At 49.1% G+C, this 15,768-nt stretch carries 13 protein-coding genes; 5 read left to right on the top strand and 8 right to left on the bottom strand.

Annotated features, from left to right (window positions below):
- The first annotated feature begins 7 nt into the window (after positions 1-7).
- On the top strand, positions 8-523 hold the full coding sequence (locus G006_RS0120610) for a glycine zipper family protein (protein ID WP_020485118.1): 516 nt from the start codon (positions 8-10) through the stop codon (positions 521-523).
- Between the two features lie 22 nt (positions 524-545).
- On the opposite strand, the gene G006_RS0120605 is transcribed toward G006_RS0120610, so the two are convergent.
- Together G006_RS0120605 and G006_RS0120600 are read right to left on the bottom strand one after the other, a co-directional pair.
- Positions 546-3,314 carry an autotransporter family protein gene (locus G006_RS0120605; RefSeq protein WP_081607986.1) on the bottom strand — a complete coding sequence of 923 codons (2,769 nt, stop codon included), beginning with the start codon at positions 3,312-3,314 and terminating at the stop codon, positions 546-548.
- 129 nt (positions 3,315-3,443) lie between these two features.
- Positions 3,444-4,010: a c-type cytochrome gene (locus tag G006_RS0120600; protein WP_020485116.1), complete on the bottom strand. Its 567-nt coding sequence runs from the start codon at positions 4,008-4,010 to the stop codon at positions 3,444-3,446.
- 135 nt (positions 4,011-4,145) lie between these two features.
- Between G006_RS0120600 and G006_RS0120595 the strand changes: the two genes are divergently transcribed.
- On the top strand, positions 4,146-5,807 hold the full coding sequence (locus tag G006_RS0120595; RefSeq protein ID WP_020485115.1) for a putative transporter: 1,662 nt from the start codon (positions 4,146-4,148) through the stop codon (positions 5,805-5,807).
- A gap of 67 nt (positions 5,808-5,874) precedes the next feature.
- Positions 5,875-6,516, top strand: a complete 642-nt coding sequence (locus G006_RS0120590) for an alpha-ketoglutarate-dependent dioxygenase AlkB family protein (protein WP_051067729.1) — start codon at positions 5,875-5,877, stop codon at positions 6,514-6,516.
- Here G006_RS0120590 and G006_RS0120585 read toward each other — a convergent pair.
- From G006_RS0120585 to G006_RS0120570, 4 genes are all read right to left on the bottom strand, one after another.
- Complete coding sequence (locus G006_RS0120585; protein ID WP_020485113.1) at positions 6,452-8,209, bottom strand: LTA synthase family protein; 1,758 nt, start codon at positions 8,207-8,209, stop codon at positions 6,452-6,454. The two genes, G006_RS0120590 and G006_RS0120585, sit on opposite strands and share 65 nt — an antisense overlap.
- A gap of 31 nt (positions 8,210-8,240) precedes the next feature.
- Positions 8,241-8,798 (bottom strand): hypothetical protein, encoded by a 558-nt coding sequence (locus G006_RS0120580; protein WP_235048893.1) that lies wholly within the window; start codon positions 8,796-8,798, stop codon positions 8,241-8,243.
- Positions 8,799-8,886: 88 nt separating this feature from the next.
- Complete coding sequence (locus tag G006_RS0120575; RefSeq protein WP_020485111.1) at positions 8,887-9,282, bottom strand: hypothetical protein; 396 nt, start codon at positions 9,280-9,282, stop codon at positions 8,887-8,889.
- Between the two features lie 30 nt (positions 9,283-9,312).
- Entirely contained in the window at positions 9,313-9,771 is a 459-nt protein-coding gene (locus tag G006_RS0120570; protein ID WP_020485110.1) for a DUF302 domain-containing protein, read from the bottom strand.
- A 17-nt stretch (positions 9,772-9,788) separates the two neighbouring features.
- Between G006_RS0120570 and mobA the strand changes: the two genes are divergently transcribed.
- Positions 9,789-10,394 carry a molybdenum cofactor guanylyltransferase MobA gene (mobA, locus tag G006_RS0120565; RefSeq protein WP_020485109.1) on the top strand — a complete coding sequence of 202 codons (606 nt, stop codon included), beginning with the start codon at positions 9,789-9,791 and terminating at the stop codon, positions 10,392-10,394.
- A 21-nt stretch (positions 10,395-10,415) separates the two neighbouring features.
- Here mobA and G006_RS0120560 read toward each other — a convergent pair whose 3' ends face one another.
- Both G006_RS0120560 and G006_RS0120555 read right to left on the bottom strand, forming a co-directional pair.
- Entirely contained in the window at positions 10,416-13,679 is a 3,264-nt protein-coding gene (locus tag G006_RS0120560; RefSeq protein ID WP_020485108.1) for a chemotaxis protein CheB, read from the bottom strand.
- Positions 13,680-13,759: 80 nt separating this feature from the next.
- On the bottom strand, positions 13,760-14,344 hold the full coding sequence (locus tag G006_RS0120555) for a PAS domain-containing protein (protein ID WP_020485107.1): 585 nt from the start codon (positions 14,342-14,344) through the stop codon (positions 13,760-13,762).
- Between the two features lie 471 nt (positions 14,345-14,815).
- Here G006_RS0120555 and G006_RS0120550 point away from each other — a divergent pair, with 471 nt between their 5' ends.
- Positions 14,816-15,754 carry a hypothetical protein gene (locus tag G006_RS0120550; protein ID WP_020485106.1) on the top strand — a complete coding sequence of 313 codons (939 nt, stop codon included), beginning with the start codon at positions 14,816-14,818 and terminating at the stop codon, positions 15,752-15,754.
- Positions 15,755-15,768: the final 14 nt, after the last annotated feature.

The raw sequence follows: 15,768 nt of genomic DNA, 5'->3' as shown, positions 1-15,768 counted from the left end.
CGCATACATGAACACTAAAAACCAAATGGCGGGAATCTGCGCGGCACTGGCCTTGAGCGGCTGCGCCCATATGCCTTCCGGCCCCAGTGTGATGGCGCTGCCCGGCACCGGCCTATCGTTCGAACAATTTCGCCAGGACGATTTTCAATGCCAGCAATACGCGTCTGGACAAGTCGGCGCCACGCCAAATCAGGCCAGCGCCGATAGCCAAATTGGCAGTGCAGCGGTCGGCACGGCAGTAGGCGCAGCAGCCGGCGCCGCAATTGGTGGGGGCGGCGGAGCGGCAATCGGCGCGGGCACGGGTTTGGTAGCCGGGACTATCGTCGGCAGCGGCGAATCAAGACGCTCCGGCTATGCCACACAACAAGGTTACGACAATGCTTATGTGCAATGCATGTATGCCAAGGGGCACAGAGTACCGGTATCCGGGCAGTTTTCTTACCAATCGCCAGCGCCCAAAACCTCACAACCGAGTATTCCACCGCCACCGCCCGGCTTGCCGCCCCCACCACCGTATCGGTAACGCTCAAGAACGGCTTGCGGAGCTAGAAAGTCATCCGCAGGCCCGCTTCCAGGATATGGTCAGAAATATTGGCTTGACCTAAGCGGGTTTCGTAACGCACGAATCCGGATCCGCCATTGGGTAATGTTGCACTAACCGAACCGCCGAGGTTGAGGTAATCGCGGTCGGGTTCGCCGGTCTGAATCGTAAAATTGCCCTGCCCTGGCTCGGCCTGCGCCAAACGCATGTGGATCAAACGATTGTCGTTAAGGTATTGATGCTCCCATTCCACGCGAGCTGCCGGCGTGAACACCCCCCATGGCGTGCTGAGCGCATAACTGATTTGGGTACCGAGATTACTGACGAAGGAATGATTGATCTGCTCCCCGGTGATGATGTCGAAGCCGTTGCCGCTTTGCTCCTGATATCGGGCAATGTTCATGCCCAAATACTCCAAACGCAGATAAGGGCCGATGGCCCATTCGTCCCAATTAAAGTCTTTGCCGCCGCTCAAGGCAAAACCGTATTGATTGCCGGTGGTTGTAGACGTGGATTGGCCGGCGAATCCGGAATAGGCATATTGGCGATTAAAGGCATAGTCATTGCCGCCGTAATTTCCCACCCAATCCAGATAAATATCCTCGGGCAGATAATAGCTACCGTAAATCGCACCCAGATAGGTATCGCTACTCATATTACCGGCTGAATCGGCATACTGAGTGGAAGAGTGCGTGTAGTTAAAAGCCGCGCCAACCACCAATTTATCGCTAAGCCGATAATCCGCTCCGCCCGTCACGGTGCGCGCTTGCGAATCGAAGCCGCGATCCCAGGCGTCACCTTGCAGATTGGCAAAATTAAACCGGGTTTGCAAAAACAGGCCCAACGGCGAATCGCGGAATAACTCGTCATCTCCGGCCGCGCCGCCTAGCCCCTGAGCGCCCAAGGTGTTGGCGGATAATTGGATACCGTTAAAATTAACCGACAAAGGCGCACTGCCACCGCCAGCGCGTAAGCTCGCCAAGCGGGTGAGCGGGCCATCCATGCGCGTCGCGCCCAATTTCACCGGCCCGGCCATCTGGCTCGGCACTTGATCAGGCGTCAAAGCGGCAACCGCACTGGTTTGCTCTTCCGGACTGAGCGCTTGCAGTTGCAGGCAACGGGTAGCCAAAATGCCACTTGGGGTAGCGCACGCCTCATTCAAGGCCGGTGCAAAGGTCTGTTGATTAAAGGTTAATTCCGGCGCGGTAGTAGTCTCTTCGGCAAAAGGCTGCAAGCTCCAGGGCGCCAATTGCCCCCTACCGCCACCAAAACTGCGTATCGCCCCCAAAAGATACTGATTTTCGGGCAAATTCGGATCTACGTAGATATTGTAATCGCTGCTGATGTTGCTTAATTGGTTTACACCATCCGCCAATACCAGTCGGCTGGCATACAGCGCAGCACCGGGCGTGCTATTGCCATCGATTAACTGCAAGCCGTTGCCGCTCGCCACTGTCACCGACCCCCAGGCAAAATTATTGATCGCACCGCTGGTGGTTTGTCCTTGGTCGCTGCCCGTCAAGCTCATTGCGTGTTGCGTGGCGTTGGGTCCGCTGAAAACCAGATCGGCATTCGCGGTATTCCATAGCGTATTTTGCGTACTGGCATTATTGAAATCACCGGTCACAATGAAAACATCGCCGGCACCGCCCACCAAATAGCCGCTGGAACCTATCGAAAGATTGTTGAATTGATTGGTCGACGGATCGCTCTCATAGCGGCCGTTATTCGTAAAGTTGCCGGTAAAAGCCACCGAGGTGTTAACCGTTCGAAAAACACCGTCGTTACTGACATTGCCATCAAACCGATGCGTATGGGTACCGGAAATATCGACGCGTCCTTGCGCACTATTATAGAAATCGCCGGCCCCGGTAATGAGTCCGGTTTGCGCCAGATTGAATTGGCCGTTATTGCTGATGGTCCCAGCATTGTTAAGCACGCCGTGATTGTTGAAAGTACCCTGATTACTCAGTTGTCCGGCATTGCCGAAACTACCCTGATTAACCAGTTCGCCGACGTTTGTCAGCGTATTGCCGGTAACATTGTCAATGCTGCCGCTATTGACCATCTGTCCAGCATTCTCAAGTACGCCTTGATTGTTGATGGCGCCAAAGTTGGAGAAAACCCCTGAACTATGACTGAGCGTGGCACTGCTATTGATCAATGTGCCGTGGTTGCTGAAATCGCCGCCGGTGCTGTAATAATAACCAGGCAGCGTGCTGAAGCTGTCGCTGGATGCAATGGGACTCAGCGCTAAGGGTGTAACAGTAACCTGGAACGGCGCGAAACCGGAAATGCCATTCTGGTCTTTTCCGAACCCGCCGGCAGTATTCGGTTGGTAAACATAATCCAGCGTTGCGCCAAGACCAATAAAGTAAGTGCCAGGAGTTTTAGGGGCAGTGAGTTGGTTCGAGAACGATCCGCTTTGGCTACCAAAACCGGGATAGATTACTCCCGAGAAAAAGCCGGCGGAACCGGCTTGAGCCGGGGCAATCCAAGCGTTATAAAGCTGGATGACGCAGCCTGGACAATAACTGGTATCGCCTTCCTGGATGTTGTAACTACCAGCCAAATTGACGCTGGACCCCGAACCTACCGTTGCCGAATTACCGGCAAAACTGCCCCTGCCCACGCCGGCAAAGGACGGTTGAGTAATGGTGATGTTGCGCCCAATCACCGACCACGTCACGTCGGACGACAACGAATCGGCTAGCGAAGACTCCGAGGCGCAAACCAGCAAAAACCCAATCCGCATTGGACCATTTAATTTCATCGCACTATTAATTTGCTACGCGCTTGGATTGTGGGATTCGGACAAATCTGCGCACTAGATTAGCCGAAACATTCAACAAAGCAACCGCATCGCTCCGGTACTCTAAACGATGCGGAACATGACAATAATCTACAAAGACCCCAAATAAGCCGCCACAGCCTTGATGTCATCATCACTGAGTGACTGCGCCAGGGCATTCATTTGCGGCGCCTTGCGCGCGCCTTTTTTAAAATCGGTCAGCTGTTTGGCCAAATATTGCGGGTGCTGTCCGGCCAATTTCGGCACCATACCCATACCTTGCGCATTATTGCCGTGGCAACCCAGACACATTGCAGCTTTGTCTTTGCCCAATTTGACCAAGTTTGCGTCGCTGCTACCGGCCGATTTGCCGTGCAAGCTGGCGTAATACGCGGAAATATTTTGAATGTCGGTATCGCTCAAACCTGACGCCAACGGCTTCATTACCGGGTTTTCGCGCTGACCGTTGCGGAATTTATTCAGCTGGCTCTCGATATACACCGCGCTCTGCCCCGCCAGACTGGGCCATAACGGACTGCTGCTGACGCCGGCCGCACCGTGGCAACCTTGGCACGCAGCGGCTTTCGCCTTGCCCGCTTCGATATCCGACGCGTTGACGCCGGCGGCAAACAGCCCCAGCATGACGATATACTTGATTTTATGATATTTATTATTCATCGAGATCACCCTTGGTTGGCTTGTTGTACAATCCTGGCGACATAATGCGCTATCAGGCTTCTGCATCATAGTCAGGCAACATTGACTAAGCAAACCTAAAATTTCCTCAACCTACTCGAACCAAAGGAATAGGCCATGTCGTGGTTGCTATCACTTTTTAATCAAGATTCCGTACCGCACACACTACTAATTATCAGTTTGGTAGTGGCTAGCGGCCTGGTTTTGGGCAGAGTATCGCTGGCCGGCATCCAACTGGGTATTGCCGGCGTATTGTTTTCCGGACTACTGTTCGGACATTTCCAGTTCACTATCAATCCGGAAGTCATGCATTTTTTGCGCGAATTCGGCTTGGTGCTGTTCGTCTATGCAATCGGATTGCAGGTCGGCCCCAGTTTCGTCAGTTCGTTTTTTCGTTACGGCTTGCGCCTGAACGGCATGGCCGCAGCGATCGTGATACTGGGCGCCTTGATTACGGTATTGATCAGCATTTTAGGTGATATTCCCATGCCCGTAGCGGTGGGCCTGTTTTCCGGCGCCACAACCAACACCCCGTCGCTGGCCGCCGCCCAGCAAGTATTGAGCGGGATTGCCGGCATCGATAGCGAAACCTTGAAAATGCCGGGTCTGGGGTATGCGGTGGCCTACCCATTCGGTATCGCCGGCATCATTCTGGCCATGCTGTTAAACAAACGCCTATTTAAGGTAGATATTGCAGAGGAAGCCAAAAGTTTTGCCGACAGACAGCAGCAAGATGCGCACATCCCAATCTGGAAAGATTTACGGGTGGAAAACCCCAATCTAAACGGTTTGACGCTAAGCCAAATTCCGTTTTTCGAAGGCATGAACGTGGTGATGACGCGAATTCTGCATAATGGCGCGGTGGATGTGGCCGGTCAGGAAAGCCACTTGGCAATGGGCGACACCATCCGGCTGGTCGGCGAACGCGAACCCTTGGAACAACTGAAAATTCTGATCGGTCCGGAATCGGATATTGACTTAAAACAAATTGCCACTAATTTGCAAAGCCGAAGACTGGTAGTCACCAATAAATCAGCGATCAACCAAACCGTCGGCAATCTATGCATGCCATACGGCGTCACTATTTCCCGGATTCATCGTCCCGATGTTGAGTTCTCCCCCACCAGCAACGTGCATGTGCATTTCGGCGATGAATTGAATGTCGTCGGCAACCAGGAAGCGCTGAATAGTATCGAAAAAGCCTTGGGTAATTCACTGGAGGAACTCGCTCACCCGCAAATCATGCCTATCTTTATCGGCATTTCGCTGGGGGTATTATTGGGCAGTGTGCCCATGTATTTGCCCGGCATCCCCTCTGCGGTCAAACTGGGCATGGCCGGCGGACCGCTACTGGTAGCCATTATGCTGAGCAGAGTGGGTAATTGGGGCACGATGACCTGGCATTTACCGAAAAGCTCCAACATCATTTTAAAGGACATCGGCATTGTGTTGTTCCTGGCCTGCGTCGGTTTGCACTCCGGCGATCAATTCGTGGAGACGCTGGTAAAAGGCGACGGTTTTTACTGGATGGCCTGCGCGGCGATGATCACCCTTCTCCCCTTGCTGATCATCGCCGCCGTAGGCCGGATAGTCTATAAGCTCAATTTCCTGACGCTTTGCGGCTTGCTGGCCGGCAGCATGACCGATCCGCCAGCTTTGGCATTTGCCAACAATCTCAGTCCGGCGGCGGCAGTGTCGATGGCCTATGCAACTGTATATCCCTTGGTCATGATTCTACGGATCATTGCCGCCCAGCTGATAATTTTGTTGGTCAATTAGCAACGATTCATTCGTCCGGGCTGGCTCGGTGATTAAACCCCCCAAGCCAGCCCAATCTCACATCCCGATGTCATCCAGGCCCCCATCTCTCGACGCTCACCAAAATCTGGCCCCTTGCGATGGGGAGTTGTATCTGCTGCGAAGTTTCTACCCATCAAGCATCGCAGACAATAATTTTACAAGCCTACTGCATAACCTGGCTTGGCAAACCGAGCAAATCCATATATTCGGGCGTTGGGTGCAGGTACCACGCTTGATGGCCTGGTATGGCGACTCGGGCGCCGACTACCGTTATTCCGGGGTCAATCACCAACCGCATCCCTGGACCAGCGAGCTACAAACCATACGCACCGACATCGAAGCCGTTTGCCGACAAGCGTTCAACAGTGTTTTGGCCAATTTATATCGCGATGGCCGCGATTCGATGGGCTGTCATGCCGACAATGAAAAAGAGTTAGGCCACAATCCGCTGATCGCTTCGCTGAGCTTCGGCGAGACGCGCTTGCTGCGCTTCCGCCATGCCCACAGCCGCACGCCGCTGGATATTGAGTTAAGTCACGGCGATTTGTTGATCATGGCCGGCGAGTTGCAACATCACTGGCGCCACGAATTGCCCAAAACTCGCCAAGCCAAGCAAGCCCGTATCAATCTGACTTTTCGGCGGATTGTGTCAACGCCCATTTCCCCCGCGCTATCCTCAGCGCGTTAATCTTATCGACCAACAGCTGCCTGATAGTCTGCGCCGCCGGTAGCTTGCTGATTACCCGGGTATTATCGCCATCCAGTTTCACCAGAAATTCATCGTTTTCGCCAAACACGCTAACCATATCCCGATTGTCGCCGCGACGATGAATGATGTATTTGGGTGAGGCTTTCGCTGCGCCGAACAATACTCCGTTCCAATCCGAATAACACTGCTTGCCGGCGATCAAACCCTGCAAACTATTAAAGACATCAATTTGTTGATATTGATTGTTTTCCACGCTTGCCGGCTGATAACCATCGGCAATCACTAAGGGCACTTTTGCCGAAGCTTTATACTGACCATATAACTCAACCTCGGCTTTTTTTAAGGGCGTCATCGAATGATGGTCGCCGACAATAATCAAGAGGCCATTCTTGAAAAAGCCGTTATTTTGTAGTTCTCGATAAAACCGGCCTATTTGTTTGTCCGTATAGGTAATGGCCGCCGATTCGGATTTTTCCATAGTCTCCGGATTAATATAGGGATGATGACTGCTAACCGTTTTGATAAACAGCAAAAAATTATTTTTTTTATTTTTATCGATCCTGTCCAAGGCTCTTAAATATAGCGCCTCATCCGGCGCGGCCTCAAAATGAAACCGTTCCCATTTATCGTATTCCGGCTGATCGTGGCCTTCGATATAATCAAAACCTACGCTTTTTGCCCAGACTCCGGTATTGCCAAACTCCAAATCCGCGGTGGTTAAAAACTCGGCTTTATAACCGTGCTTTTTAAGGATATTGGGCAGAGAATCTTTTATATTATAAAAACTATAAAACGACGTACCGCCGTCGTCGGTATAACTGGAGGGCGGATAGAGCGGCTGCAAGCCAGTCAGCAGGGCGACTTCGCCGTCTTCGGTTATAAAACCATTGGCGTAAAAATTCTTGAACGCTTGATGTTGGCTAGCAATCTCGTCCAGATTGGGCGTCCAATCGTGGATGCCGGAGAAATACCGGCTTTGATAAGCGGATAGCGACTCTACCATCAACATAATAATATTCTTAGGTTGAGCCGGCTGAGTTTGGCAGTTTATATGCTCTTGAAAACTAAAAGCATCGACATAAGCCGCGCTATACGGCGCAGCCTCAGACAATATGGTTAAATTATAATCAATGACATTTTTATAAACCCAGGCATGGGCGTATTTTTCATTATCGGCAAACGCGGCGGCCAACGGCAAACTAAGAATTAAGAAGATGGGCCACTTTTTGACATAAGGATTTACGGATTTAAACCTTACCCACGAAAAATATAAAGGTACAGCCAAGATTAATACGCTAAGCGCAAGCACACCAAAATCGCTTAACCCATAAATTTGCTGAATATATTTACTTGAATAATCGGCGTATTTTACCGCATCACCTAAAGCCAAATGGGTATTGAAATTAACGATAATGGCGTAATCGATAATATAAACCGCAAACAACAGCACAGCCGCCAAGCGTAATAATGCCGCCAGCCAACGCATCATAGTCGGCAGCAGCGATAAATACAGTAATATTAAAATACCGCCATAAATCACGGCATCGTTAAATAAAACCTGAGTAAATCCCAGCAAACGGGTACCGGTATAGTGATAAATGAAATTATCGACATACCAGCCTTTCAGCAGCAACGGCGCCACCAAAATAAGCAACCAAACAATCTTTCTCATGCTTGGGAAACCGCTGAAAATGGCGTTGGGATTAATCGCGCGTCAACTTCAGAAAATGAAAAATATCGACTTCGATCACGCCGAATGCGGCGATCCACAGCAGCGCATCGTAAGCATCCAGCCACTCTGACTGCATCAGCCAAGCCACGACCATACCGACTAAACCCGCAAATACAGCGAGAGTGATCAACCAAAACAGCTGCCGGTGTCGAGCAACCAAAGTCGGCCAGCGCACTTCCAACTCGAGCAGCACAATCAACCCAAACCAGAGCAGAGAGTTGAGCACATCCAGCCATTCGTTATCGCGGACGTAGCTGCCGAATACCAAGGCAATCACCACAATCAACACGTTCCTCACCGCGTGCAAGGTCGTCTCATTAAACGGCGCGGCCTTGACGGTTTCCAGTTCGAACATCACCAATAAGATCACCCAAACCAGCGCATCAACAGCAGTGGTCAGCGTATCGACCGCTGCGTAAATACCGATATTCAGCGTCAACAAGGCCAGTATCGCCAGTTTGAATTTGGGGTAAGAAAGAAAAAACTCGGCGTTGGGCATAACGGTAAGATTAAGTGAGTCCGACGGCAAACGCCAAACTGCTCGTATAGCGATGGTTTGACGGAAAAGACATGAACCATGATGACAACCCGGCCGGGGCCATCATGGTCGACAGGGATTATTTAACGAAGCAGGCTTTCTCGGCTTCGGCGTCAGCATCTTTCAACTTGGTGCGCAAATCCTTGGATTGTTTAGGATCGCGAAACGCCGCACCGGCTTCGCCAGGGGTTTTTTGCATCTGGGTAAAGGTTTTGGCTGACTCGTATTCTTCAAAACTGAGTTTTTCAGCGATTTTATCGATTTTGCAACCGCAGGCATATTGGCTGATATAAGTCAGGCCGCCGTGCTTGGCGACGCATTCCAGCACATATTCCACGCGGTCGCGGGTGGGATAGTCATTGACCAATACCGCCGGCTCGCCTGCGGCGGCGTCGGGATTTGAGCTTTCCTGGGTAGTGGCACAGCCGCTTAGCAGCGTTACAACAGCGAGAGTAGCGAAGAATGATTTTTTCATGATGCTCGGTTTTTATCGTTGTAGGGATATTTATTGTTCGGCGGCGAAGTCGACAATCTGTCGCAATTGCGGGTTCATTTCCTTGGCGAATTTATTCAAAGCCGGGTTGCCGGTATCTTCCGGCAACAGATGCGTCCTGACGATGGTTTTACCTTCGAATTGGTAGGTCACCACATTGCAGGGCATATAGCCTATCGCGTGCGGGGTGATTTCCAGCACCACTTTTGCCAACGTCAGATTACAAAACTGTACCGTATCGTATTCCGGAAAATTCGTGGCGCCTCTGTCGCGGATTACCTTCCCCACCCGACTATGGCCGGTGATGCGAAAGTTGTGTTCGGCAATCGCTACTTCCAATTCCGCCAATACTTCGTCATACGGTTTGTTGGTTTCCACCTGATAGTACGTCACTTCTTCGGTATGCAGAGACTGCGCGGCACAACTTGCAATCAACGGCAGGCTTGCGAAAATGACGGCTGTTTTAAACATCGGGAAAGCTTACCATCATGAGCGGGCAAAACAAAGTGAGCGGCGTAGTGTTGGCGGGCGGCATGGCCCGGCGCATGCAGGAGCAAGACAAGGGCTTGATGTTGTGCAATAACCGGCCCTTGGTTAGCTATGCGCTTGCTGCCATGGCCCCGTTGGTGGATGAATTATTAATCAGCGCCAATCGCCATCAAGACCAGTACCGGCAATTCGCTTACCCGGTTATCAGCGATGCCGAACCAAGCTTCGACGGCCCGCTAGCCGGTATCTTGGCGGCGATGCAGGCCACACAACATGGGATATTACTGGTAGCGCCGTGCGATTCGCCGCTGGTGGCAAGCATGCATTTGCAACGCTTGCTCGACGCATTAATTAGCCAGGATGCGGACATCGCCGTGGCGTTTGACGGCGAACGCCTGCATCCGGTTTTTGCCGCAATGAAAACCAGCTTGCAAACTGATTTACAGAATTACTTGCGTAGCGGCGAGCGTAAGTTGCAAACCTGGTTTCACCGGCATTCGCTGGTCGAGGTGGATTTCAGCGACACGCCGCACATCTTCGTCAACATCAATACGCCGGCGGAATTGTTGGCGGTGGAGCAATCGTTAGCCGAAATCTTGCCTTAATAGCGAGTTGATATTAGCTGCTCAGCGCACCGCTTTTTCACTGCTAACGATTAACAACGCTTCTCCTGAACGATTACCCAGCACGGTGGCATGCATGCGCACCGGGATGATTTTCTGGTCTTTGGTAATGCGCTTGGTCTTAATACTTTTCACCCCGCCACCGACTATCAATTCCTGAATCAGCTGTTGAGTAATGGCTCGTTCATCCTCCGAGACGATCTCTGTAAACGTCATACTAGCGGCATCCAAGCTATCCCAGCCGTATAAGGTTTCGGCGCCCTTATTCCAAGCCGTAATTTTACCCGACACTTCAAATAGAATTATCGCCTCATCGGTGTCCATCACTATCGTTGCCAGTTTTTGCAAACAATTTAAACATTCCTGTTTTTCGACTTGATGTTGGTGAACGTAGTCGCGCTCAGTCAAAGCGATTAACTCTCTGGCGGAGTTCTCCGCTTGAAACATGCAAGCCGACGCCGAAACGTGCACCACCTTTCCGGATTTGGTTAGCCGTCTGGCCTGAAAAGACGGCAAGGTGTTACCGACCTTCAGGTTATTCAAACCTTGTTTAGCAAAGTATTTTTCTTCTTCCGGGATCAAATTATAGAAATTCATCCCCAACGCATCGTGCGCCGACCAACCATAGAGTTTCTCTGCGGCGTGATTCCAGGTCACGATGGTACCGTCCGGATCGAGCAAGGTGATCGCATCATTGGAAAACTGTACAAACTTGGCCAGCCTGAGCGTTTCTTGCTCCTCACGCTTATGCAATTCCAGTTGCGCACTTTTCAGCTGATTGATGTCCACAAATGTCAGAATGACACCGGCATTGACTTTAGCGGAAACTACATAGGGAATAACCCGCAATAAATACCAGGTACCATTTTCCAGCTGAATTTCCTGATCAAAACAGTTGTGCCTATCATTGACACTTTTAACCACTGCAATCACATCGAGATTTTTAATGGTATGGGTTAGATGGTAAAACGGTCGCCCGAGATCGGTTTCCAAAATATGGAATATCGACTGTAGTTTCGGGGTAAAACGCCTGATATCCAGATTCTCGTCTAAAAACAAGGTAGCGATATTGGTACTATTGAATAAATTATCCAAATCGTTATTCAATAAGGTCAGTTCGACTATCTTGCCCTGGTGTTCGGCATTGACGGTGTAAAGCTCTTCGTTAACCGACTGCAATTCCTCATTCGTACTCTGTAACTCCTCGTTACTCGCCAACAATTCTTCGTTGGTGGCCTGGAGCTCCTCATTGGAGGTTTCTAACTCTTCCACCGTGGCTTGCAGGTTTTCGCGGGTAAATTGTAATTCTTGCTCCAGATCGATGATGCGTTGTTTGGCATCTAAATTAACATCGTAGACCAAGGTTTCCGTCTCGCTGAAGCAAGAAGGATCTACCGTTTCCGTGATCATCGCCGCCACTAAGATTTCTTGACCCTTCTTACCCGGCAGAGGTTTAAATTGCAGTCTAAACGTCCGCAAACTGTCCTGCTCTCTGACCCGAATATTGGACAACACAATTTCATTATTCGCTTTTAAGGCTTTTTGAATACCTGTGGAAATAGGTATGGATAAATCTTTTTTAACAATTTTACTGACATTACTCACCAGTTTGCCGCTGGGATAACTCAAATAATCCTTAGAGTCGCCGAAAATATGGGATATTTCCATATTTTCGTTGATTATCATCGTAAACGGCAATACATCATTGGATATTGCCCTGATGAACCTATCCAATACTCTTTCTTCCTGGCCACTAAGCGCATTCGATGAGCGCACAGAAGTCGGATACGGCGAGTAAGTCATTAAAGCACTGGGAGATGCAGTAAAACCCAAGGATTTATATTTTCCTTTAGAGCGATATAGTTTTGATTTGGCACTTGCCACATCGAAATACTCACCCATATCGCCTATCGTTTCACTGGTACCCAACACCAACAAGCCGTCCTTTACCAGAGAAAAATTGAATAACTCCAATATTTTCTTCTGCAATACCGGCTGTAAATAAATCAACACATTTCGACAGCTTAGTATATGAATATTGGTAAACGGCGGATCTTTAATCAGGTTATGCTGGGCAAACACCACCATTTCCCGAATTTTCTGGCTGACCTGAAAATAATCTTCCCGGCGAATAAAATATTTTGACAAAAGCTTAGGTGGAATATCCGCGATAATACTTTCCGGATATTTGCCATTACTGGCTTTCTCGATGGCCGTAAGATCGACATCCGTCGCAAAAATCTTCACGCGAAAATAATGTCCGGAATACTCCCGGTATTCCGACAACAACATCGCCAATGAATAAGCTTCCTCGCCGGTGGAACATGCGGTCACCCAAACTCGCAACTCATCTTCTTGTAATAATTTGACGACTTTTTTCAACCAATGCTCGCGAATATCATCAAATACGTGCTCGTCGCGAAAAAAACTGGTAACGCCTATCAACAATTCCTGAAATAAAACCAAAACTTCGTGAGGATTTGTTTGTAATAAGTTTAAATATTCTGATATATCTTTTAAATGATTGATAGATATGCGCCGCTCAATGCGTCTAACCACCGTATTGGGTTTATAAAAGGTAAAATCGATTTTGCACTTTTCCCTAAGAATCGAAAAAATCCGCGTGATGTCGCTATCGTCGGAAGAAACGATATGCTTTTCCTGCAAGGTGGCATAGGGATGCTTAACAAAAGCCAACAACTGATCGGGCATCTTCTCCGGCGGCAAACTAAAATCCGCCAAACCGGTAGCAAAAGCATTCTTGGGCATACCGTCGAATTTGGCGGAGTTTTCATCCTGCACCATGACCATGCCGCCAAATTCCTTGATGGCGCGAATACCACGCGTGCCATCACTGCCGGTGCCGGACAAAATAATGCCTACAGCCAGTTCTCTGGCGTCCTCGCTCAAGGAGCGCAAAAATATATCGATCGGCAGATTAATCCCTTTGCTGGGGTCTTGCTCGGCCAGCAACAGCTGATTGTGAAACACCGTGACGTTTTTCCGGGGTGGAATCAAGTAGACGGTGTTACGCTCGATTTTCATACCGTCCTCGATGCGCTTTACCGGCATAGCAGTATGTTTGGACAATAGTTCAGCCATCAAACTTTTATACTGCGGTGACAAGTGCTGAATCACTACAAACGACAAGCCGCTATTGGCAGGCATATTCTTGAAAAATGCCTCAATCGCCTCCAAGCCTCCGGCGGAAGCGCCGATCCCGACAATGTACTGCGGCGGCACTTTTACAGTGTTTTCATTATCCATAAAACCATGTTATTTAATATCAATCGTTTAAATTAATAAAGCCTCTGGACAACTTTACCCGTCACGCTGCGACAGTACACTCAAGTCTTATTTGTGTCTGTTATCACGTCGCTAATATTTGTGATAGTCACGATTAATTTACGCGTTTTCAAATCAAACGATTCCCCTGCCGTATCGCTACCGTCATCCGCATTACCTTTGATTAAAGCAGGGAAAGCAAAATTCTTATCCCCTTGCAAACGCAACTGTAAACTTTTATTGGTTGGCGCTTTGAAAAAAGCGTCAAAACGGTGAATAAATATATTCTTGTCTTCTTCGAAAATCAGCTTGGAAAAATGCGTTTTCTGCAATTTACTGGCTTTATAGCCCAACATATCTGCAAAGGTATGATTCGCTTGTTCTATGAAGCCTTGATAATCTAGGGTTATAATACCCACCGGAACACAATGGTAGGTAAAATTTAATTTATTATTTAAGCGGGACAATTCAAATTGCGCTTTTTGCAGCTCTTCATTCTGCATTTGCAACTCAATTTGATAAACTTGTAAATCATAAAATAAACGTTGAATTTCTTCCGGCGTAATACTACTGATTTCTTGAGGCGTAAAATCTATAATTTTCTCCGCCATTTCTTTTAATTTAGCAGCATGAGAATCTAATGTCATAACGGCATTTCCTTATTAATCTATTAATTTTTTGAACAATTTAGCGGAAAAATTCTAGTTCCCACTATTTCTACTCCCTATCGATTCGTCCACTTCTACCCTCTTCGGATTTTACCGATACCCTGCTGGCAACTTATTGACTTAAAACAGCCTGATTCAGCACCCAGCCGCCCAGCGCACTGGGATTGTAGTACAGAACATATATTCGAGCGCTTGCTACGTGGTGTTTGCCGGCCTCAATATCCCTATTTTTTGCTTGAAAATTTATTTCAAGCGGTGAATTTTTTTGGTTCCCGAACACATAAACCGCCTCCTTTTCGGATCAAACACCAGGAAGCAAAGTCTAGTTTTCCGCAAATTATCAGCACTGGCAAACACTACAAATTAGTGGCGTTAAGGTCCGACTAATCAAAGGTTGTGTCATTTACGCCGCATTATGCTAACGTAATTTTCTTTTTGCTTGGAACCACGATGAAACGAACGACTCTCGCCATCATTCTGACATTCTGTTCGTCGGGTGTTTTTGTCCAATCAGCCTTTGCACTCACCACGCCGGCAGAGCAGGATAAATTGCGCATTCATACCAGCATGCCTCGCAGAACCAGCGATTCGCTGTTTTCATACACGGCGGAATGGCGTATCGACGATGGAGAGCTGTATCGCTCTACCGGCTTGAGCTTTCTCAATGCACACAAATTTGATGATGCGACACAGCCTCACGCGGTCACAAAAAAACTGCTCACATCGATGAAGGACGGCATGATTCAGCTGGATCCGAATTGGCGCGGCATCACCATTACCCAACCGCCGGAACAAGCAGAATTAATCATCGCCAACAAAACCGGCTATTCGTTGACAACGATAACAGTGAGAGATTACAGCAACCAAGGCTTGCGTTTCGATCTTGCCGATAAAAATTTCAACGCCGATGGCGTGCAAGTGGCTTTTGATCTGGTGTTCAGCGCGGATGTGGAATATTTGGACGGCTTTTCCTCGAAAAAAGCCCTCACCGCCTTGCAAGGCGAAATCGAGATTAAGATAGACGACCAAAAACCGATTCATATCAAAACCGACGGCAAAACCACTCGCGAGCTTGAGCAAGAAATCGCCAAGCAGTTGAGCATCTCGCAACTTGCTGAAACACCGCTTTATCCTGGCATGGTCAGCAACGATACCCGTAACAACAAGCCATTCGATGGCAGCGAAGTGCAATTTTTAAATCTTGCCGCCAAATCGATTACCATCGACATTACCGACCCCGCCTTGGGCGTACTCGCCAAGTTCAAATTCAAAGACGAAAATCATTCGGTGAAGGTCGTGGAACCGCGTTTCATGCTTGGCGCGTTGGCCTTGACGGTACTTTTAGCCATTGTCTATTTTCGGCGCAAAAACCAGCAGAAATCGATATAACAGTTCTAATCTCC

This window comes from Methylomonas sp. MK1 (assembly GCF_000365425.1).
GTDB lineage: Bacteria > Pseudomonadota > Gammaproteobacteria > Methylococcales > Methylomonadaceae > Methylomonas.
This window is presented reverse-complemented; position numbering and strand designations above follow the sequence as displayed.

Excerpts from the sequence above, each read along its gene's own strand:
- G006_RS0120610 (WP_020485118.1), top strand. The coding sequence starts at position 8 with ATGAACACTAAAAACCAAATGGCGGGAATCTGCGCGGCACTGGCCTTG.
- G006_RS0120605 (WP_081607986.1), bottom strand. The coding sequence starts at position 3,314 with ATGAAATTAAATGGTCCAATGCGGATTGGGTTTTTGCTGGTTTGCGCC.
- G006_RS0120600 (WP_020485116.1), bottom strand. The coding sequence starts at position 4,010 with ATGAATAATAAATATCATAAAATCAAGTATATCGTCATGCTGGGGCTG.
- G006_RS0120595 (WP_020485115.1), top strand. The coding sequence starts at position 4,146 with ATGTCGTGGTTGCTATCACTTTTTAATCAAGATTCCGTACCGCACACA.
- G006_RS0120590 (WP_051067729.1), top strand. The coding sequence starts at position 5,875 with ATGTCATCCAGGCCCCCATCTCTCGACGCTCACCAAAATCTGGCCCCT.
- G006_RS0120585 (WP_020485113.1), bottom strand. The coding sequence starts at position 8,209 with ATGAGAAAGATTGTTTGGTTGCTTATTTTGGTGGCGCCGTTGCTGCTG.
- G006_RS0120575 (WP_020485111.1), bottom strand. The coding sequence starts at position 9,282 with ATGAAAAAATCATTCTTCGCTACTCTCGCTGTTGTAACGCTGCTAAGC.
- G006_RS0120570 (WP_020485110.1), bottom strand. The coding sequence starts at position 9,771 with ATGTTTAAAACAGCCGTCATTTTCGCAAGCCTGCCGTTGATTGCAAGT.
- mobA (WP_020485109.1), top strand. The coding sequence starts at position 9,789 with ATGAGCGGGCAAAACAAAGTGAGCGGCGTAGTGTTGGCGGGCGGCATG.
- G006_RS0120560 (WP_020485108.1), bottom strand. The coding sequence starts at position 13,679 with ATGGATAATGAAAACACTGTAAAAGTGCCGCCGCAGTACATTGTCGGG.
- G006_RS0120555 (WP_020485107.1), bottom strand. The coding sequence starts at position 14,344 with ATGACATTAGATTCTCATGCTGCTAAATTAAAAGAAATGGCGGAGAAA.
- G006_RS0120550 (WP_020485106.1), top strand. The coding sequence starts at position 14,816 with ATGAAACGAACGACTCTCGCCATCATTCTGACATTCTGTTCGTCGGGT.